16 protein-coding genes are annotated in these 20,073 nt (G+C 73.4%); 14 read left to right on the forward strand and 2 right to left on the reverse strand.

The genetic code is table 11. The features are described from left to right. Nucleotides 1-9 precede the first annotated feature (9 nt). Together LH044_RS19825 and LH044_RS19830 are read left to right on the forward strand one after the other, a co-directional pair. Nucleotides 10-2,064: an N-acetylmuramoyl-L-alanine amidase gene (locus LH044_RS19825; RefSeq protein WP_227757372.1), complete on the forward strand. Its 2,055-nt coding sequence runs from the start codon at nt 10-12 to the stop codon at nt 2,062-2,064. A gap of 31 nt (nt 2,065-2,095) precedes the next feature. Then, entirely contained in the window at nt 2,096-3,688 is a 1,593-nt protein-coding gene (locus tag LH044_RS19830) for a glycosyltransferase family 2 protein (RefSeq protein WP_227757373.1), read from the forward strand. Between the two features lie 4 nt (nt 3,689-3,692). Here LH044_RS19830 and LH044_RS19835 read toward each other — a convergent pair whose 3' ends face one another. Continuing rightward, on the reverse strand, nt 3,693-3,893 hold the full coding sequence (locus LH044_RS19835; protein ID WP_227757374.1) for a hypothetical protein: 201 nt from the start codon (nt 3,891-3,893) through the stop codon (nt 3,693-3,695). Nucleotides 3,894-3,931: 38 nt separating this feature from the next. Here LH044_RS19835 and LH044_RS19840 point away from each other — a divergent pair, with 38 nt between their 5' ends. From LH044_RS19840 to rfbD, 7 genes are all read left to right on the forward strand, one after another. Next, a complete protein-coding gene (locus tag LH044_RS19840) occupies nt 3,932-6,241 on the forward strand; it encodes a glycosyltransferase (RefSeq protein ID WP_227757375.1) in 2,310 nt (769 codons plus the stop codon). Next, nucleotides 6,238-6,537, forward strand: a complete 300-nt coding sequence (locus tag LH044_RS19845) for a hypothetical protein (RefSeq protein WP_227757376.1) — start codon at nt 6,238-6,240, stop codon at nt 6,535-6,537. Before LH044_RS19840 ends, LH044_RS19845 begins: the two co-directional genes overlap by 4 nt. Before the next feature lie 4 nt (nt 6,538-6,541). After that, nucleotides 6,542-8,887 carry a glycosyltransferase gene (locus LH044_RS19850; protein ID WP_227757377.1) on the forward strand — a complete coding sequence of 782 codons (2,346 nt, stop codon included), beginning with the start codon at nt 6,542-6,544 and terminating at the stop codon, nt 8,885-8,887. Nucleotides 8,888-8,933: 46 nt separating this feature from the next. Beyond that, nucleotides 8,934-10,040, forward strand: coding sequence for a glucose-1-phosphate thymidylyltransferase (locus LH044_RS19855; RefSeq protein WP_227757378.1), 1,107 nt, complete (start codon nt 8,934-8,936; stop codon nt 10,038-10,040). 95 nt (nt 10,041-10,135) lie between these two features. Next, entirely contained in the window at nt 10,136-10,702 is a 567-nt protein-coding gene (locus LH044_RS19860) for a dTDP-4-dehydrorhamnose 3,5-epimerase family protein (RefSeq protein WP_227757379.1), read from the forward strand. Nucleotides 10,703-10,766: 64 nt separating this feature from the next. Next, nucleotides 10,767-11,735 (forward strand): dTDP-glucose 4,6-dehydratase, encoded by a 969-nt coding sequence (gene rfbB / locus LH044_RS19865; RefSeq protein WP_227757380.1) that lies wholly within the window; start codon nt 10,767-10,769, stop codon nt 11,733-11,735. A gap of 19 nt (nt 11,736-11,754) precedes the next feature. After that, nucleotides 11,755-12,606, forward strand: a complete 852-nt coding sequence (gene rfbD / locus LH044_RS19870) for a dTDP-4-dehydrorhamnose reductase (protein ID WP_227757381.1) — start codon at nt 11,755-11,757, stop codon at nt 12,604-12,606. Nucleotides 12,607-12,620: 14 nt separating this feature from the next. Here the strand turns inward: rfbD and LH044_RS19875 are convergent, their stop codons facing one another. Next, a complete protein-coding gene (locus LH044_RS19875) occupies nt 12,621-12,944 on the reverse strand; it encodes a hypothetical protein (protein ID WP_227757382.1) in 324 nt (107 codons plus the stop codon). A gap of 107 nt (nt 12,945-13,051) precedes the next feature. Here LH044_RS19875 and LH044_RS19880 point away from each other — a divergent pair, with 107 nt between their 5' ends. The 5 genes from LH044_RS19880 (at nt 13,052) to LH044_RS19900 (ending at nt 20,071) form a co-directional block, all read left to right on the forward strand. Then, nucleotides 13,052-14,413 carry a dihydrolipoyl dehydrogenase family protein gene (locus tag LH044_RS19880; protein WP_227757383.1) on the forward strand — a complete coding sequence of 454 codons (1,362 nt, stop codon included), beginning with the start codon at nt 13,052-13,054 and terminating at the stop codon, nt 14,411-14,413. 4 nt (nt 14,414-14,417) lie between these two features. Further along, nucleotides 14,418-16,118 carry a hypothetical protein gene (locus LH044_RS19885; RefSeq protein WP_227757384.1) on the forward strand — a complete coding sequence of 567 codons (1,701 nt, stop codon included), beginning with the start codon at nt 14,418-14,420 and terminating at the stop codon, nt 16,116-16,118. Nucleotides 16,119-16,138: 20 nt separating this feature from the next. Next, on the forward strand, nt 16,139-17,887 hold the full coding sequence (locus LH044_RS19890) for an arabinofuranosyltransferase AftB family protein (RefSeq protein WP_227757385.1): 1,749 nt from the start codon (nt 16,139-16,141) through the stop codon (nt 17,885-17,887). 122 nt (nt 17,888-18,009) lie between these two features. Then, the gene (locus tag LH044_RS19895; RefSeq protein WP_227757386.1) at nt 18,010-18,804 is read left to right on the forward strand and encodes an ABC transporter permease; all 795 of its coding nucleotides are present in this window, start codon (nt 18,010-18,012) and stop codon (nt 18,802-18,804) included. 1 nt (nt 18,805) lies between these two features. Then, complete coding sequence (locus LH044_RS19900; RefSeq protein WP_227757387.1) at nt 18,806-20,071, forward strand: ABC transporter ATP-binding protein; 1,266 nt, start codon at nt 18,806-18,808, stop codon at nt 20,069-20,071. Nucleotides 20,072-20,073 lie beyond the last annotated feature (2 nt).

A 20,073-nucleotide genomic window follows, 5' to 3' on the forward strand; every position in this document is an offset into this window, starting at 1 on the left:
TCGCACCCCATGCCGGAGCCCTCCCCCCGACGGCGGCGCGTCCTCGGCCGGTTGGCCGTCGTGTTCGGCGTCGGCCTGCTGCTGTCCGTCCTGCCCCTCCCGACCCTCGCCTTCTCGATGGAGACGGTGGGAGCCACCGAGGACCTGCCGACCACGACGACGCTGCCCCCGTCCGAGGTCGGTGCCGCGCAGGCCGCGTCCGACGAGCCGCTCGCCGCCGAGCCGGTGGTGGCCACCGACGAGGCCACGCGCGAGTTCACGGCCATCGGCTTCACGTTCGACCGGGCGCCCTCCGCGCCGGTGCTCGTCCGCGTCCGCGAGGCGTCCGGCGACTTCGGCGAGTGGCACGAGCTGCACATGGAGGGCGAGGGCGGACCCGACGCCGGCACCGCCGAGGCGGCGACCTCGCGTGCCGGCACCGAGCCGCTCTGGGTGCGGTCGGCCGACGGCTACCAGGTGACGATGGCGGCCGACGACGCCGAGCAGGCGGAGGTCGTGACGGTGCACGAGGAGCTGCACCGCACCGCCGCCGACTCCACGCCGCTGGCCGACGCGTCGCTCGCGCCGCCGTTCGGCATCAACCTCCGCTCGACCTGGGGCGCCAGGGCCCCGCTGTCGACGAGCTACGCGAGCACCGTCAAGCTCGCCGTCGTCCACCACTCGGACTCGAGCAACTCGTACTCGCCGGCCGACGTGCCGGGGGTGCTGCGGTCGATCCAGGCGTACCACATGGACGGTCGGGGCTGGTCCGACATCGCCTACAACTTCGTCGTCGACAAGTACGGCGGTGTGTGGGAGGGCCGCGGCGGCGGGATCGACCGGCCGGTGATCGGCGCCCACGCGCAGGGGTTCAACACGAACTCCGTGGGTGTCATGGTGATCGGCGACTACACGCAGGCGCAGCCGAGCGCGGCGAGCCTCGAATCGGTCTCGCAGGTGATCGGGTGGAAGCTCGCCCTGCACGACGTCGACCCGGCGAGCCGCGTCGCCTTCACCTCGGGCGGTTCGAACAAGTACGCCGCGGGGGTGGTCGTCGACCTGCCGCGCGTGGTCGGCCACCAGGACGTCGTGCTCACCAGCTGCCCGGGCAGCATCGAGGGGTCGCTCGGCCAGATCCGCGACCGGGCCCAGGCCTGGACCACCTGGATCCGCGCCACCGCGGGACCGGTGGGCTCGGTCGACCGGATCGTGCCCGGCAACGGCGGCCTCACCGTCATCGGCTGGGCGCTCGACATGGACACCGACGGACCGGTGACGGTGATGGTGGTGGTCGACGGCGTCGTCCGCCCGGCCCTGGCCGACCAGTCGCGACCCGACGTCGCCGCCAGCTACCCGTCGGCCGGCCCGAACCACGGCTTCTGGGTCGACGTCGGCGGCCTCTCGCCCGGGTGGCACGACGTCTGCGTGCTCGCCGTCAACCGCGGCTACGGACGGGACTCGTCGCTCGGCTGCTCGGGCGCGGCCGTCCCGGAACCGTCGGGGCGGAGCCCGGTCGGCGCGATCGACGGCATCTCGGCCGTCCCCGGGGGCATCGACGTCCGGGGCTGGGCGACCGACGCCGACGCCGGCTCGCTGCCGGTGAACCTGCTGGTCGACGGCCAGTGGCGCCGGACGCAGTGGACGTCGGGCAACCGCTTCTCGGCCCGCCTCCTCGGCATCACCGGCGGCTACCGCACCGTGTGCGGTGTGGGCATCAACCAGGGTCCGGGGACCGACCTCAAGTTCGCCTGCGCCAGCGTGAACGTGCCGGCGGCGAACCCCCGCGGCGCGGTCGAGTCGCTCGGCGCCGCCGGCGGCCGCATCACCTCGAGCGGGTGGGCCCTCGACGACGAGTCGCTCGACCCGATCGTGGTGGTGCTCATCGTCGACGGCCGCTGGTACTCGGTGTGGGCGGACCGGCCCCGCGCCGGCTGGGACCGCAACTACCCCGGCTACGGCGACGTCCACGGCTACGCCGTCAGCGTGCCGGCGTCGAAGGGCACCCACCGGGCCTGCGTCGCGGCGCTCAACGTCGGGGGCGGCTCCGACAACGTGATGCGCTGCGAGAACGTCGTGGTGAAGTGACGGCACCCCGTCCCGACGAGCCGGTCCCCGCATGCGCATCTCCGTCCTGACCCCGGTCCACGACCCGCCCGCCGACGTCCTCGCCGAGTGCCTGGCGTCGGTGGCGGAGCAGACCTGGCGCGACCACCAGCACGTGCTGGTCGACGACGCGTCACGCGCGCCGCACGTCGGCGAGATGCTCGTCGCGGCCGCGGCGGCCGACCCCCGCGTCACGGTCATCCGCTCCGACGAGAACCTCGGCATCGCCGGCGCGAGCCAGCTGGCGCTCGACGCGGCCGAGGGCGAGGTCGTGGCCCTGCTCGACCACGACGACGTGCTCGTGCCCACGGCACTGGCCCGGATGGCGGCGGCCTTCGAGGACCCGCTCGTCGACTACGCCTACAGCGACGAGGACGTGCTCGCCCCCGACGGCTCCCTGATCGAGCCGTTCTTCAAGCCGGACTGGTCGCCGGAGCGGTTCCGGGACCAGATGTACACCTGCCACCTGTCGGCCATGCGCACCGAGCTCGCCCGGGAGGTCGGCGGCTTCCGCCGGGGCTTCGACGGCTCCCAGGACTGGGACCTCGTGCTCCGCGCCACCGAGCGGGCCCGGCGGATCGTGCACATCCCCGAGGTGCTGTACCACTGGCGCGTCATCGCCACGTCGGTGCTGGCCGGCACCGAGGTCAAGCCCTACGCGTACGAGTCGGCCCGCCGGGCGCTCGAGGAGCACGCGGCGCGCGTCGGCATCGACGCCGACGTGGTCGAGCTGCCCAACCGGGGCTACTTCCACCTGGTCCGCCGCCACGCGGCGCACCCGCTCGTGAGCATCGTCGTCCCGACGCGCGGCTCCGAAGGCCGGATCTGGGGGCTGCCGCGACGGATGGTCGTCGAGGCGGTCCGCTCGATCGTCGAGCGCACGACGTGGCCGAACTGGGAGCTGGTGGTGGTCGCCGACGACGACACGCCGCCCGAGGTGCTCGAGGAGGTCGTCGAGCTGGCCGGGGGCCGGGCGCGGGTGGTGCCGTTCACCGAGCCGTTCAACTTCTCGGCCAAGTGCAACCTCGGTGCGTCGGTGGCCGCCGGCGACCTGCTGGTGTTCCTGAACGACGACGTCGAGGTGATCGACGGGAACTGGCTGGAGGTCCTGGTCGGCTTCGCCCGGGAGCCCGACGTGGGCGCGTCGGGACTCGTCCTGCTGTTCGAGGACGGGCGGGTGCAGCACGCCGGCCACGTGCACCTGGCCGGCAACCCGGGGCACCTCATGTTCGGCCAGCTGCCCGACAGCCCGAAGAACCGCTCGGCGCTCGCGCTCGACCGGGAGGTCGCCGGCCTGACCGCCGCCTGCCTGTGCATCCGTCGCGAGGTGTTCGAGGAGGTCGGCGGCTACAACGAGGCGCTCGCCTCCAACTACAACGACGTCGACCTGTCGCTGAAGCTGCGCTCGCGCGGCTACCGCCTGGTCGTGTCGCCGCAGGCCCGCCTCCACCACTTCGAGTCCGTGACCCGCGACCCGACGGTGAGCGAGCTCGAGACCCGCACCCTGCGCGGCCGCTGGGGCGACCAGCTGCTCGGGGACCCCTACTACAACCCCAACCACGGGACGTCGTACGACAACTACCCGGTCCCGCTGCGCTACGTCTGAGCGGTCAGCCCCCGTCGCGGGCGGCCCGCTCGCGGGCCAGCTCCTCCAGCAGCTCCTGGGTGGTGCGTCGCACCTCGTCGCGCACCGCCGACAGCGCGGCCTCGAGGTCGTCGACCCGGCGCTGGAGCTCGGTCACGGCGTCCTCGACCTCGCCGAAGCGCCCGACGGCACGGGGGATGGAGCGCAGCTGGCCGGCGGAGGGCATCGACCGATCCTAGGACCGGGACCGAGCAGAATGGCGACGTGACGGTCCTGGTCCTGACGACGTCGGCGCGGCGCGCCTGGGCCGGCCCGCTGGTCGCCGACCTCCGCCGGGCCCTGCCCTCGAGGACCGTCGTGGCCGTCCACCAGGACCGCCACGACGGCGCCGGCGGGCCGGGTGCGCCGTCGGGTGCGGACCTGTGGGTGGCCCTGCCCCCCGAGGCCGTCGACGGCATCCGCTCGGTCGACCTCGCCATGGCGCTCGGGGCGCGGCGCGCCGGTTGGGCGGCGCTGCCGTCCGTCCTGGCGTCGCTGCCCGACGGCCTGGTCGACGAGCCGCTCCTGGTCCTGGCCGACACCGTCCGGCTGCTCGCCGAGGTGCCGGCGCTCGTCGACGGGCCGCTCGTGCTGGCGGCCCGGGTCGACGAGGGGTCCGGCCTGCCGTTCGGCGGCGCCCTGCCGGGCGTGCTCTCGCTCCCGGCGGCCGCAGGCCCGGGCGGCGAGCACCGCCGCGCGCTGCTCCGGTGGTGGTCGTCGCGGGCGGCCGAGGCGGCGAGGGACGTCGACGGCGACCACCGCAGCGCGCTCGACGGGCTGTGGCACGACGTCCCGATCGGGACGGCCGCCCGGGCACTGGTCGACCCGGCGTACCGGCTCTCGGCCCGGACCTCCGATGCGATCGAGCTCGGCGAGCACGCCGACGGGGCGACCACGGTCGGCGACGGGCCGCTGCGCCTCGTCGACCTCGAGGGCCTCGACCCCGCCCGACCGTGGTGGTGGGCCGAGCCGGGCGCCCGGCCGCGCCGTCGGGCCAGCACGAGCCCGCCCCTCCGCCACCTCCTGCACCGCGCCGCCGAAGCGGTCGTCGCGGCCGACGCGGGCGCGGGGCCGACGCCGTGCCCGTCGCCCGACGAGGTCGTGGGCGTGCCGGTCACCCCGGCGCTGCGGCGGTGGTTCCGCGCCGAGCTGGCCGAGCGCCGGCAGCCGCCGAACCCGCTCGTGGCCGACGAGGCGGGCGCCTTCCTCGACGTCCTGGCGGGGCCCGGTCGGTCCGACGGGTCGGGCGTGTCGCTCGCCGCCGACCTCGTGCTCGAGGACCGCCCCGACGTGGCGGCGGCGTTCCCGTCGGCCCGCTGGGCCGATCGCGACGGCTTCGTGCGCTGGTTGTGGACCCACGGCGTCCGCGAGCGGGCGATCGCCCCCGCGGTGCTGCCCGACCGCCCCGCACCGCGGCGGACGGTCGCCCGCACCCGTCCCCGGGGCGGCGGCGTGAACCTCGTCGGCTACCTCGACGGCGACCTCGGTCTCGGCGTGGCGGCCCGCCACCTGCGCTCGGCGCTGGAGTCGGCGGGGGTCGAGGTCACCAGCGTCGCCTACGACCGCACGAGCAGCCGTCGCAGCTCGGGGGAACCCGCGCCGCGGCTCGAGGCCCCGCACGCCGCCAACCTCCTGATGATCACGCCGGACCAACTGCCCTACTTCGTGGCCGACGTCGGTCCCGACTTCCTCGCCGGGCGGCACAACATCGGGCTCTGGTACTGGGAGACCGACGTGCTGACCGAGCGCCAGCTGTCGTCGTTCGGCCACGTCGACGAGGTGTGGGCCTCGACCCGCTACCTGGCCGACGTGTTCGCCGCCTACGACCGCGTGCCGGTGTCGCTGGTGCCGGTCCCGCTCGAGTTCGAGGACCCGCAGGTCGTCGAGGGGGACCGGGCGCGGCTCGGGCTCGACGACCGCTTCACGGTGCTGTTCTCGTTCGACTTCCTCTCGGTGATGGAGCGCAAGAACCCGATCGGCCTCGTCGAGGCGTTCCGCCGGGCGTTCGACGAGGGCGACGGCGCCCGGCTCGTCCTGAAGTCGATCAACGGCGAGGTCTTCCCCGAGGAGCTGGAGCGGCTGCTCGACGCCGTCGGCGACCGGACCGACATCGAGGTGTGGGACCGGTACCTCGACGCGCGCGACCGCCTGGCGCTCGTCGCGGTCGCCGACTGCTATGCGTCGCTGCACCGATCCGAGGGGCTCGGGCTGACGATGGCGGAGGCCATGTCGGTCGGCACGCCGGTCGTCGCGACCGCGTACTCGGGGAACCTCGACTTCATGGCCGAGGGCGACGCGCTGCTCGTGCCGGCGCAGGTCGTCGAGATCGGGCCGGGCCAGTTCTACCCGGCCGACGGGCACTGGGCGGACCCTGATCTGGACGCGGCGGCGGCCGCGCTGCGCCGCCTCGCCGACGACCCGGCGTTCGGTCGCGGGCTGACCGAGCGGGGGCGAGAGGCGCTCGCCCCGTTCCGCCACGAGCGGGTGGGCATGATCGCGGCGCGGCGGCTGCGTGAACTAGGACTTGTCCGATGAGGACGCGACTGAAGCAGCTCGTGCGCGCCGCCCTGGCCCCGTTCCTGCGGTGGCTGCAGGCGCAGCTCGCGGTGCTCGACGCCCGGCTGGTGGACCTCCAGGCCGGCCAGGACGACCTCGCCCGCCTCAACCGGGCCGTCATCGAGGCGCACAGCTCGGAGATCGACGTGATCGGGCGGGAGCTCGCCCAGCAGCGGTTGCTGCTCGAGTCGCTCGAGCTGCGCCAGGCCGAGCTGATCGCCGAGGTGCGGGCGCACACGCCCGACGACGTGGGCGACGCTCGGCTGGTCGACTGACCCCATGGGTGGGGTCGCGGTCGACCTGCGGGCGCTGCAGGCGCACGAGCACGCCGTGCGCGGCATCGGCCGCTACACGCTGCAGCTGATCCGCGAGATCGAGCGGATCGATCCGACGGCCCTGCGCTGGCTGGTCGCGGATCCGATGCTGCCGATGCACGAGGAGATGCTCCGCCTCCTGCCGACGGGCAAGGTCCGCCGCAGCGACGACATCGAGCTCGACGCCGATCCGCCGTCGGTGTTCCACGTCACCAGCCCGTTCGTGGAGGCGGTCTCGGAGGTCACGCTGCTGCCGCCGTGGGTCGGTCCCCGGACCGGCGTCGTCGCCACCGCCTACGACCTCATCCCGGCCCGGTTCCCCGACGTGTACCTGCGCGACCCGGTCGCGGCCCTCCGGTACCGCCAGCGGCTGGGCTTCCTCCGCTCCTGCGACCGCGTCCTGTCGATCTCCGAGGCGACGAGCCGCGACCTCGTCGAGCTCGGCCACGTGCCGGCGGACCGCGTCGTCACCGTCTACGGCGGCGTCGGCGACCACTTCACACCGGGCCCCCACGACCGCGCCGAGCTGGTCCGCCACCTCGCCCCGTTCCTCCCCGAGCGCACGACGGCCGCCGGCTACCTGCTGTGCCCGAGCGGCGTGGAGTGGCGCAAGAACCTCGACCGCCTCCTCCAGGCCTGGTCGCAGGTGGCGCCCGAGCTCCGCCACCGGTTCCCGCTCGTGGTGCAGTGCCACGTCGACCCATCCGCGCGCGAGGCGCTCGAGGCCCGCGCCGCCGAGCTCGGCATCGCCGACGACGTGGCGCTGACCGGCGCCGTCTCCGAGACCGTGCTGATCGACCTGTTCCGGGCCGCCCGGGCGGTCGTGTTCCCCTCGCTCTACGAGGGCCTGGGCCTGCCGGTGCTCGAGGCGCGGCGCTGCGGCACCGTGGCCGTCGTCGGCGACAACTCGTCCCTGCGGGAGCTCGTCGAGGACCCGAGGGCCCGGTTCGACGCGACCGACGTCGACGCCATCGCCCGCGTGGTCACCCGCGTGCTCGACGACGACGCCTTCCGCGACGAGCTCGCGGCCCAGCCGATCCCGTCCCGCTTCGACTGGCCGGAGGTCGCCGGGCGCGTGCTCGAGCAGTACGCGGAGCTGCAGCGCCGCCCGGCCCTGGCGGTCCGCTCGCCGCGCCCGCGCCTGGCGGTGGCCTCGCCGGTCCCGCCGCAGCTCAGCGGACCGTCGGCCTACATGGCCCACCTGCTCGAGCACCTGCCCCGCCACTGCGACCTGACGCTGCTCACGAGCATCGACCCGGCGCTGGCCGAGGTGCCCGACGGCGTGCGCGTCGAGCGGCTGGCCGACCTGCCGCTGATCGAGCGCATCGAGGGCCGCTTCGACGAGGTCGTCTACTTCCTCGGCAACAGCCAGCACCACATCTTCGAGGAGCGGATGCTGGCCCGGCGCCCCGGGGCGGTGTTCCTGCACGACGCAAGGCTGACGATCCTCTACTCCGAGATGGCCCGACGGCACCCCGATCTGCTGCCCGAGGGCTTCGGCGCCGCGCTGCACCGGATGTACCCGGGTCGCTACCCGGCGCCGATGGGAGGGTCCGGGTACCTGCCGCTCCCCGAGGAGCTGCTGTTCGGCGTGCTGATGGTGGCCGACGTCGCCCGGGTCGCGACCCGGATGTTCGTGCACTCCGAGCACGCCGCCGACCTGGTCGAGCTCGACTGCGCCCGCCGGCCCGAGGTGCTGTTCTCGATCCCGTCACCGGTGCTCGACGACCTCGTCGCGGCGCGCGCCGCCCGCCGCGACGCCCACCCCACCGTGAGCTCGTTCGGCTTCGTCAGCCCCGCCAAGCGCAGCGAGGTGCTGCTCGCGGCCATGGCCGACGTGCCCGGTGCCGACCTCGCCCTGGTCGGCCACTCCGGCGAGGAGTTCCTCGACGCGCTGCGGGTGAACTCCCGTGACCTGGGCATCGGCGACCGGGTGACGGTGACCGGCAAGGTCTCCGAGGACGAGTACCGGGAGTGGCTGTCGCGCAGCACGGTCGCCGTGCAGCTCCGCCTGTCGACCAACGGCGAGTCGTCGGCGTCGGTGGCCGAGACCCTCGCCGCCGGCATCCCGACGGTGGTGACCGACATCGGGACCTTCTCGGAGTACCCCGACGACGTGGTCGTCAAGGCCCCGGTGGACCTCGACCCCCGGGGCCTCGCCGCCCTGCTGGGCGACCTGCTCGCCGACGCCGACCGCCTGGCCGCCCTGTCCGCGGCGGGCCGGGCCTACGCCGTCGGCAACACCTACGACGCTGCGGCGAAGCGGCTCGTCGAGGCCCTGGTCGGCCCCGCCGAGCGGCGCCGGGTGTGACCCTCGCACGGGGGAACTCGCCGGATCTGCTGGTAGAACTGGACCCGTGAAGGGTCTCATCCTCTCCGGCGGTGCCGGCACGCGCCTGCGGCCGATCACCCACACGAGCGCGAAGCAGCTCGTGCCGGTCGCCAACAAGCCGATCCTGTTCTACGGCATCGAGGACATGGTCGAGGCGGGGATCACCGACATCGGGATCATCACCGGCGAGACGGGTGCCGAGGTCATGGAGGCCGTCGGCGACGGGTCCGACTTCGGCGCCAAGGTCACCTACATCCCGCAGGACGAGCCGCTCGGCCTCGCCCACTGCGTGCTCATCGCCCGGGACTTCCTCGGCGACGACGACTTCGTGATGTACCTCGGCGACAACATGCTCCAGCAGGGGCTGGTCGACTTCGTCGCCACCTTCGAGGAGGACCGCGAGCGGGCCAACACGCCGACGCTCCACGAGGACCTGGCGCCGCCGGCCGCGCAGATCCTCCTGTGCCCGGTGCCCGACCCACACCGCTTCGGCGTGGCCGAGGTCGACGCCGAGGGCCACGTCGTCCGCCTCGTCGAGAAGCCGGCCGACCCGCCCTCGGACCTCGCGCTCGTCGGCGTGTACCTCTTCACGCCCGCCATCCACACCGCGGTCGAGGCCATCGAGCCGTCGCCCCGCGGCGAGCTCGAGATCACCGACGCCATCCAGTGGCTGATCGACCACGGCCACCGGGTCCGCCACGACCGGCTGACCGGGTGGTGGCTCGACACCGGCAAGAAGGACCCGCTGCTCGAGTCGAACCGGCGCGTGCTCGAGACGCTGGAGCCCCGTGTCGACGGCACCGTCGACGACACGTCGGTGCTCGACGGCCGGGTGGTCGTCGAGGAGGGCGCCGTCGTCGTCGACTCCCACATCCGCGGCCCGGCGGTGATCGGCGCCGGCACCCGGATCGAGCGGACCTACGTCGGCCCCTTCACCGCCGTCGCCCCCGACTGCGTGATCACCGACTCCGAGATCGAGCACTCGGTCGTGCTCGAGCGGTCCACGATCGAGGGCGTCCCCCGGCTCACCGACTCGCTGATCGGGCGCGACGCCACCGTGCGACGGTCGGCGGGCCGACCGGCCGCCACACGGCTCATGATCGGCGACGACTGCACGATCGACCTGCTCTGAGCAGCCGCCGGCGGACCGCGCCGGCACCCACGAACCCGACCCGATGGGCCGCCGGCCGTGCGAGGCCACGAGCTCCAGTGAGGACAGACAGCGCCATGCCCGACGTGACCCCCTCCGAAGTGATCGACGGCGTGTACGTCGTGCGGCCGAACGTGTTCGGCGACGACCGCGGCTACTTCGTCGAGACCTACCGCCGCCAGTGGTTCCCGGGCGGGCGCGAGATGGTGCAGGCCAACCGCGGCAACCGCGTCGCCGGCTGCATCGTCGGGTTGCACTACCACCTGCACCAGGCCGACTACTGGTACGTCCCGTTCGGCCACGCCCGCGTGGTGCTGCACGACCTGCGCCAGGGGAGCCCCACCGACGGCGCGACGCAGATGCTCGACCTCGGCGAGGTCGACGGCGGGCCGAACGAGCACCTCGGCGTGTACATCCCGCCCGGCGTGGCCCACGGCTTCGCGTCGATCAGCGACATGACGATCACCTACCTGGTCGACAGCTACTACAACCCGGCCGACGAGCTCGGCGTGGCCTGGGACGACCCCGCCATCGCCGCGGACTGGGGCGTCGCCGACCCGATCCTGTCGGACCGCGACCGGGCCAACCCCCGGCGGGCCGACATCGAGGCGATGTGGCAGCCCCACGCCTCGCTCCGCACCTGACCGCCCGACCCCCGATCGCCCGACCCCCGATCGCCCCCCTCCCGATCGACAGACCGGAGACCCAGTGAGACTGTTCGTGACCGGCGGCGCCGGCTTCATCGGATCCAACTACGTCCGCCACGTGCTCGCCACGACCGACGACTCGGTGACGGTGTTCGACGCGCTGACCTACGCGGGCAACCGGGCGAACCTCGCCGAGTTCGACGACGACCCGCGGTTCACCTTCGTCCACGGCGACATCTGCGACCGCGCCGCGGTGGCCGCCGCGCTCCCGGGCCACGATGCCGTCGTGCACTTCGCGGCCGAGAGCCACGTCGACCGGTCGCTGCTCGACCCCGACGTGTTCGTGCGGACCAACTGCTCCGGCACGAACGTCATGTGCGACCTGGCCGTGGAGGCCGGCGTCGAGCGGTTCCTCCACATCTCCACCGACGAGGTGTACGGCTCGATCGACGAGGGCTCCTTCAGCGAGACCGACCGCCTGAGCCCCCGCTCGCCGTACAGCGCGGCGAAGGCCGGCTCCGACCTCATCGCCCTCGCGTACCACGAGACCCACGACCTGCCCGTGGTCGTGACCCGGTCCTCGAACCAGTTCGGCCCGTACCAGTTCCCCGAGAAGCTCATCCCGTTCTTCGTGACCTCGCTGCTGCGGGGGCGCAACGTGCCGCTCTACGGCGACGGGCTCAACGTGCGCGACTGGCTGTACGTCCTCGACAACTGCGCCGGGGTCGACCTCGTGCTGCGGCAGGGCACGGTCGGCGAGATCTACAACATCGGCGCCGGCAACGAGCTGACCAACCGGGTGATCACCGACAGGCTCCTCGCCCTCCTGGGCAAGGACGAGTCCTCGGTCACCTACGTCGAGGACCGCAAGGGCCACGACCGCCGCTACTCGATCCGGACCGACAAGGTCCGGGAGCTCGGCTGGGCTCCGGCCAAGGACTTCGACGCCGCGCTCGAGGAGACCGTCGCGTTCTACGTCCAGCACCCCGAGTGGTGGGAGCCGCTGCTCGAGCGGGTCCGGAACCGCTGAGCCCGACGGGAGGGACCACGTGCGCATCGTCGTCACCGGGGCCAACGGCCAGCTCGGCACCGAGGTCGTCCAGCTGCTGGACGCGGCCGGCCACCACGAGGTGCTCGGCCTCGACCTGCCCGACCACGACCTGACCGACCGCGACCACGTGCTGGGCGTGCTGACGTCCTTCGAGCCCGACGCGGTCATCCACGGCGCGGCGTTCACCGCCGTCGACGCCTGCGAGGAGCAGGTCGAGACCGCGTACCGGGTCAACTGCGGCGCGACGCGGTTCGTCGCCGACGGCGCCCGGCGGGTCGGTGCCCACGTCGTCTACGTGAGCACCGACTACGTGTTCGACGGCACCAAGGACACGCCGTACGTCGAGTGGGACCGGCCGAACCCCCGGTCCGTCTACGGCCGCACGAAGCTCGGCGGCGAGATGGAGATCGACCCCGGGTGGTCGATCGCCCGGACGTCGTGGGTCTGCGGGTACCACGGGGCGAACATGGTGAAGACGCTGCTGCGCCTGGCCGAGGAGCGCGACACGCTGAGCTTCGTCGACGACCAGATCGGCCACCCGACCTTCGCCGGCGACCTCGCGCAGATGGTCGTGAAGCTGGCCGTCGAGCGAGTGCCCGGCACCTTCCACACGACCAACCAGGGCGCCGTCAGCTGGTGGGAGTTCGCCAGGGCGGTGTTCTCGGCCGCCGGCCACGACCCCGACCGCATCCTGCCCATCAGCACCGACCAGCTCGACCCGCCCCGGCCGGCGCCCCGGCCGGCGAACTCGGTGCTCGACGGCCTGGCCTGGCGGCTGCACGGCTTCGAGCCCAGCCGCGACTTCCGCGAGCCGCTCGCCGAGGTCGTGGCCCGGCTGCAGGCCGACTGAGCCGACCCGCGACGTCAGGCCCGGCGGTCGAGCAGGGCCCGGGCCCGGCGGCCCGCGGCGCGCACCCGCCGGTCGCGCCGGATCCGTCCGACGACGCGGTTCAGCGTGGTCTGCTCCGCCAGCGCCTGGGTGAGCTGGCCGATCCGGACCTGGAGCTCGCGGTTCTCGACCTTGAGCGTCGCCGACTCCGCCTGCGCGCCGATGAGGGCGTCCCGGACCGACCACACGTCGCGGCGCAGCGCGGCCACCTCGGACTCCAGCTCCTCGATGCGACGCTCCGCGCCGTCGCCGCCGGTCGGGTCGGGCGCGGCGCCGTGCTCTGGTCGTGGGTCGGGCATCGTCCCCAACCTAACCGTGACGACCGGGCGGCCCTGACCCGAGAGGCGCCCCGGGCGGACCGGGGTCGGTGGTCCGCTGCGGGCCCGGGGCGTCGTAGCCTGTGGTCATGTCGCTGCGCTTCGTCATCATCGGCGGGGGGCCCGCCGGGACCCAGGCCGCGACGTCCGCCGCCCGGCTGGGGGCGGACGTCACGCTGATCGAGCGCGACATCGTCGGCGGCGCCGCCCACCTGTGGGACTGCGTGCCGTCCAAGGCCATGATCGCCACCGGCGGCCGGCTGGACGCGATCGAGGAGTCGATCGGCATGGGCCTCGACGTCGCCATGGCGCAGGTCGACCTCGAGCGGGTGCGCGAGCGCATCCAGGGGATCACCGAGCGGCTGGAGCGCCACAACCGGACCCTGCTCGAGAGCCAGGGCGTCAACCTCGTGCGGGGGACCGGCCGGCTCGTCGACGCCCACACGGTCGTCGCGACCACCGAGGACGGCGAGCTCAGCTTCGAGGCCGACGCCATCATGGTGTCGACCGGCAGCCGGCCCCGGATCCCCGAGTGGGCCCAGCCCGACGGCGACGTGGTCCTCACCACGCGCGACGCGTACCCGCCCAAGGTGCTGCCCGAGCACGTGATCGTGATCGGCTCCGGCGTGACCGGCGTGGAGTTCGTCCACATGTTCTCGTCGTTCGGGTGCCGGGTGACGCTGATCGTGTCGCGCCAGCAGGTCCTGCCGTCGAAGGACCCCGAGGTCGCGGCCGTGCTCGAGGACGACTTCCTCCGCCGGGGCGTGCGGCTCTACAAGGGCGCCCGGGCCGTCGGCCTCGAGCGCACCGAGGGCGGCGTGATCGTCCGCTGCGACGACGGCCGGTCGGCCGAGGGCAGCCACTGCCTGCTCGCCATCGGCTCGATCCCCAACAGCGACGGGCTCGGGCTCGCCGACGCCGGCGTCGACATGGACGGCCCGTGGGTGCGCGAGCTCGACCACCACCTCCGGACCAACGTCGAGCACATCTACGTCGCCGGCGACCTGTCCGGGAAGCTGCCGCTGAGCTCGGTGGCCTCGATGCAGGGCCGCAAGATCGCCGAGCACGTCATGGGCCTCCACAAGGTGGACCACCGCCACCTCGACTACGAGAAGGCGGCCTCGGCCATCTTCACCGACCCCGAGATCGCCGATGTCGGCCTCGGCGAGGCCGACGCCTTCGCCGAGGGCCGCAAGGTCCGCGTCACCAAGGTCCCGTTCGCGTCGACCGCGAAGGCCCTCATCAACGACGATCCGCGCGGCTTCGTGAAGATCATCTCGGACCCGGCGACGGGCGTGATCCTCGGCGGATCGATCGTCGGTCCGCAGGCCGCCGAGCTGATCGCGGTGCTCGCCGTGGCGGTCACGAACGGCCTGCGCGTCCACGACATCGCGGAGAGCATCTTCGTCCACCCTGCGCTGGCCGAGGCACTGACCGACGCGGCAGAGTGAGGCGGTGACCGAGCCCGTCCCGGCGGACACCGGCGAGCGGCGCCCGGACCACGATCCCGCCGAGGCGGACCCGGCTCCCGATCCGAGCGGCGGACCGACCGATCGTGCCGGCCGTGCCGGCCGCGATCCGGTGGTGCGGTCGTTGCAGGCGGTCGTCGCGGTGCTCGTCCTGGCGGTCGTCGCCACGCCGGTGGTCGCCACGATGACCGGCGTCCGGGACGGCACCATGGTCAACGGCGACGAGGCCGTCGCCGCGCTGCTGCCGGTCGAGTTCGTGCGGGGCGGGCCCGACCTGGTCTTCCCCGGCAACACCTACCAGGGCGTGCTGGAGGTGCCGGCCTACGCGGCGCTGTGGTGGATCGCCGGCCCGTACGAGCTGCCGATGCGGCTGCTGCACCAGCTGCTGTGGATCGCCGCCGTGGCGGTGTGGGCCTGGCTGGCGATCGACGTCGTGGGCCGGGCCCGCGGCGCCTCCGACCGGGCCCGGTGGTGGGCGGCGCTGGCGGTCGCGGGCCTGCTGGGCGCCACCTCGGTCGCGGGGTGGCCCGTGTGGTTCCGCATCTACCCCGGCTACCACCTCGGCGCGCTGCTGGCCGGCCTCGCGGTCTGGGTGGCGAGGGGTCCGGACCGGACCGGGCGGTGGATCGGTGCCGGCGCCCTCGCCGGGCTGGCCGTCTACGCCCAGCCGATGCACGCCGCCGGCGCGGTGGCGGTGCTCGTCGCGGCGGCGGCCCCGGCCGTCGTCGTGCTGCCCTGGTGGCGGCGGATCGGTGCGGCCGGGGCCGGCATCGTCGTCGGCGCCGCGCCGCTCCTGCTGTGGAACCTCCGCAACTCGTTCGCGTCGCTCGACTCGAGCGCGCAGCCGGTCCAGCACCCCGAGTGGGGCTACCTCGACCGGGCCTGGAACACGGTGCGGCTGACCGGGCGGGTCCTCTGGGGCGACGCGGCGTCGCCGCCGGGCTCGGCCGGAGGGCTGCGGTTCGTGGCGGGCGCGGTCGTGCTCGGCCTCGGCGTCGCCGGCGTAACCGCGCTCGCCCGCGGCGGCCGGCGGGCGTGGCCGCTGCTGTCGGTCGTGGTCGTGTGCCTGCTCGGGCTGCCCGCGCTGCGGGCCCTGTCGCTCGACGTCGACCTCCGCTACGCGACCGGGTGGTGGCCCGGGCTCGTCGTGGCGGTCGGCGCCGGGGCCGTCGCCGCCACGTCGGCCTCCTCGCCGTCGCTGCGGCGCACGGCCACCGCCGCCCTCTGCGTCGGCGTGGCCGCCCACCTGGTCGTGGTCGGCGCCGGCGCGTGGACCGCCGTGCGGGACCGCACGCGGTCGCCCAGCGCCGAGGCCGCGACGCGCGACCTGGCCGACGACCTGCGCCGTTGCGGCGTCGACGCCCTGGCCGGCGACTACTGGGCGGTCTACCCGGCCGTCTGGGGCTCCGACGCGGCCCTCGACGGCGGGGTGCAGTTCGGCCCGGAGCGCCTCGACGACGTCGCGCCGGCGTCGTGGGCCGACGCGGCGCGCGTGGCCGTGCTGCCGCCGCCGAACGTGGTCGACCCGCTCGACGCCGCCGCCCTGGTGGGGGAGCGGACGGGTCGCAGGGCCGACGGCTGGGTCGCCACGGTCCACCCCGGCACCGGTGCCCGCGTCGTGCTCGAGGGACCCGAGAGATCCCTCCCTTCGGGCTGCATCGGCGAGACTGGTCTCGTCCGGGCCTGAGGAGAGGCGGCGAACCGACGGTGACCGAGGTGGATGACGTGCTCGACCTGCCCGAGGCGGTGGTCGCCCCGGCGGTCGAGCGGCCCGAGGTCGATCCGGACGAGCGCCGCCGGCTGCTGGTGGTCTGGGGCGTGCTCGGTGTGGCGTTCCTGGTCGCCCTCTGGTCCCGGCGCTGGATGTCCGACGACGGCTTCATCAACCTCCGGATCGTCGAGAACGTGCTCGACGGCCACGGGCCGGTGTTCAACGTCGGCGAGCGGGTCGAGGCGGGGACCAGCCAGCTGTGGCTGCTCGCGCTCCTGGTGCCCCGCGCCCTGCTGGGGTGGGCGATCGAGGCCGAGTGGATCGCGGTCCTGGTCGGCCTGGCCTGTTCGGTCGGCGCGGTCGCCGTCGTCGTCGACTCCCAGTGGCGGGCGTGGGCACGTCCGGTGGTCCCGGTCGCCATCCTGGCCTGGTTGCCGCTCGGAGCGGTCTGGGACTTCTCGAGCTCGGGCCTCGAGGGGCCGCTCCTGTGGCTGTGGTGCGCCGCCTGCTTCGGGACCCTCGCCGTGCGGGCGGTCGCCGACGACCGCCGCCCTCCGTGGCGGCCGTGGTGGCTGCCGGTGCTCCTCGGCCTGGGTCCGCTGATCCGCCCCGACGCGTCGCTCTACTCCGTCGCGTTCCTCGCGGTCCTGGTCGTGGTCTCGGACCGGTCGTGGAGGGGCGTGCTGCGGGCGCTCGGCGTCGCGGTGGCCGTGCCCGTCGCCTACGAGGTCTTCCGGATGGGCTTCTTCGGCGCGCTCGTGCCCAACACCGCGCTGGCCAAGGAGGCCGGCGGGGCCGACTGGGGGACCGGCGGGCGCTATGTCGCCGACTTCCTCCTCGACGGCTGGCTCTGGGTGCCGCTCGTCGTCGTGGCCGCGCTGGCGGTCCTCGTCGTGCGCTCCGGCGTCGTGGGACGACCGCTGCTGGTGCTCTGGGCCGTCACCTGGGGTGCCGCCGTCCTGCACGCGACGTGGGTGGTCAGGGTGGGCGGCGACTTCATGCACGCGCGGCTCCTGCTGCCCGACTGGTTCCTGGTGCTGCTCCCGCTGGCGGCGCTGCCCTCCGACGTGCTGCGGCGCCTGCCGGTGCGCGCCGGCGGCGTCGCCGTCCTGCTGCTCGTGGTGTGGGGGACCGTGGTGTGGTCGGCCGCGCGTCAGCCGCTCGTCTCGCCGGTGGCCGACGGGGTGCTCGACGAGCGGACCGTGTACTCGGTGGCCGCGGAGCACGAGCACCCCGTGACGCTCGAGGACCACGGGGCCAACCGGTTCACGCGGTGGGCGGCGATCGCCCGCGCCCGCGCCGAGGGCGGCGACGACGTGCTGCTCGTCCCTTCCTTCTACCGCCCCGTCCACTCGTCGCCGTCGGCCGGTGGCACCTACGTGGTGTGGCCCAACATCGGCATCCTCGGCTTCGCAGCCGGACCCGACGTGCACCTCGTCGACCCGATCGGCCTCTCCGACGCCTTCGCGTCCCGGATGGAGGCGCTGCCCGGCGCGCGGGTGGGCCACGCCAAGGACATGCCCATGGCCTGGGTCGACGCCCGCTTCGGCGACCCCGAGGAGCTCGACGCGGACGCCCGCATGGCCGGCCGGGCGCTGTCGTGCCCGCCGCTGCAGGACCTGCAGAACACCACGACGGCCCCCATGTCACCCCGGCAGTTCGTGGTGAACCTGCTGCGCTCGCCGTCGCTGACGTTCCTGCACGTGCCCCGGAACCCCCACGCCGCGGTCGCCGACCTCTGCTGAGCGACTCGGGAGGCGCCGTGACGGACGTCTCCTGTAGCCCCCGGACGGCCGTCGGTGGCCCCGGTCCGGCGAGTGCCCACTGCTAGATTCGTCCGGTCCCGTCGTCGAGCGAAGGTCGTCGCTTGTCCACCCCCGCGCAGGTCTGGTCCTACCGGACGCTGATCGTCAACCTCGCCCAGCGAGACCTGAAGGCTCGTTACAAGAAGAGCTTCCTGGGCTGGGCGTGGTCGCTGATCAACCCCGCCGCCACGCTGGGGATCTACACGCTGGTCTTCGGGGTGTTCCTCAAGGGGCAGGCCCCGACCGCGGGCAACGGGTCGCTCAACAGCTTCGCCCTGTTCCTGTTCTGCGGCCTGGTGCTGTGGAACCTGTTCTCGGGCGTGATCAACACGTCGATCATGTCGTTCCTGAACGCCGGCGGTCTGCTGACGCGGACCTACTTCCCGCCCGAGGCGCCGATGGTGGCCGGCCTCACGACCGTCATGATCCAGGCGGGCCTCGAGCTCGTGATCCTGTTCACCTTCATGATCGTGTTCGGCAACGTGTCGTGGACGTTCCTCGTGGCGATCCCCGTGATGCTCCTCGCCGCGTGCTTCGCCTTCGGCATCGGGCTGGTGCTCGGGCTCGGCAACATCCGCTTCCGGGACGTCTCGTACCTCGTCGGCATCCTGCTGCAGGTCTGGTTCTACGCCACACCGATCGTCTACCGCCTCGACATGCTCGAGCCGACGGCGCAGGCGGTGCTGAAGTTCAACCCGCTGACCTCGTACGTCAACGGGATGACCCAGACCGTGTACATGCTCGACCTGCCCACGACCTCCAACTGGATCGTGATGGGCCTGTCGGCATCGCTCAGCCTGATCGTCGGCTGGTGGGTGTTCAGCCGGTACGCGCCGCTCGTGATCGAGGAGCTCTGACGTGAGCAAGATCGTCGTCGAGGGCGTCTCCAAGCGGTTCCGCCTGCAGACCGACCGCGCCCACTCGGTCAAGGAGCTCGTCACCCGCCGCGACCGCAGCACCGACATCGACCACTTCTGGGCCCTCAAGGACGTGAGCCTCGAGATCCCCGAGGGCTCGATGTACGCCCTGGTCGGCCACAACGGCTCCGGGAAGTCGACCCTGCTGCGCTGCATCGCCGGCATCTACCGGCCGACCGAGGGCAAGGTCACCATCGACGGGCGGATCTCGACGCTGCTCGAGCTGGGCGCCGGCTTCCACCCCGACCTCACCGGCCGGGAGAACGTCTACATGAACGCCACCATCCTCGGGATGGGGCGCAAGCAGATCGACAAGGTCTTCGACGAGATCGTCGAGTTCGCCGGGGTCCAGGACTTCATCGACTCGCCCGTCAAGATCTACTCGTCGGGAATGTACGTGCGGCTCGGGTTCTCGGTCGCGATCCACGTGGACCCCGAGATCCTCATCATCGACGAGGTGATCGCCGTCGGCGACGAGGAGTTCCAGCGCAAGTGCTTCGACCACCTCTACTCGCTCCGCCGGCGCGGCGTGACCATCGTGGTCGTGACCCACGGGATGGGCACCGTCCAGACGATGTGCGACGGCGCCGCGTGGCTCGACCACGGCGTCCTGCAGCTGACCGGCACCGGGCCCGAGATCGCGCGCGAGTACCTGCGCAAGGTGAACGAGGCCGAGGACCTGTCCGCCGAGCAGGATCGCGCCGACGGCGACGCCACCGATGACGAGGAGGAGCGCAGGGACGGCATCCGTCGCGCGGTGAAGCGCGACGACGACCTCGTCATCACCGACGTCACGTTCCACGGCGCCGACGGCGCCCCGCTCGCGCACCCGACCTACGGCGAACCGCTCGAGCTGCGGCTGCACTACCGGGCCAACGCGCCGGTCGACGAGCCCGTGTTCGGCTACGCCGTGTTCGGCGAGAACGGCGTGTGGATCGACGGGACGAACACCCACATCAAGGACGTCACCGTCGGCAAGGTCTCCGGCAGCGGCTACCTCTCGTACTCGCTGCCGACCCTGTGGCTCTACCCGGGCAAGTACGAGGTGGCGGTGGCCATCAACGACCAGCACGTGCAGCACCTGTTCGACCGCTGGGACGGTGTCCCGCTCTCGGTCCGCCAGGGCGAGCGGATGGCCGGATCGGGTCTGACCGACCTCAACGGGACCTGGCGGATCGTCGCCGGTGCAGCGGACCGGGACCGGTGAGG

The sequence above is a fragment of the Dermatobacter hominis genome, assembly GCF_020715685.1.
Lineage (GTDB): Bacteria > Actinomycetota > Acidimicrobiia > Acidimicrobiales > Microtrichaceae > Dermatobacter > Dermatobacter hominis.

Coding starts and splice junctions, on each gene's coding strand:
- LH044_RS19825 (WP_227757372.1), top strand. CDS start 10: ATGCCGGAGCCCTCCCCCCGACGGCGGCGCGTCCTCGGCCGGTTGGCC.
- LH044_RS19830 (WP_227757373.1), top strand. CDS start 2,096: ATGCGCATCTCCGTCCTGACCCCGGTCCACGACCCGCCCGCCGACGTC.
- LH044_RS19835 (WP_227757374.1), bottom strand. CDS start 3,893: ATGCCCTCCGCCGGCCAGCTGCGCTCCATCCCCCGTGCCGTCGGGCGC.
- LH044_RS19845 (WP_227757376.1), top strand. CDS start 6,238: ATGAGGACGCGACTGAAGCAGCTCGTGCGCGCCGCCCTGGCCCCGTTC.
- LH044_RS19850 (WP_227757377.1), top strand. CDS start 6,542: ATGGGTGGGGTCGCGGTCGACCTGCGGGCGCTGCAGGCGCACGAGCAC.
- LH044_RS19860 (WP_227757379.1), top strand. CDS start 10,136: ATGCCCGACGTGACCCCCTCCGAAGTGATCGACGGCGTGTACGTCGTG.
- LH044_RS19875 (WP_227757382.1), bottom strand. CDS start 12,944: ATGCCCGACCCACGACCAGAGCACGGCGCCGCGCCCGACCCGACCGGC.
- LH044_RS19880 (WP_227757383.1), top strand. CDS start 13,052: ATGTCGCTGCGCTTCGTCATCATCGGCGGGGGGCCCGCCGGGACCCAG.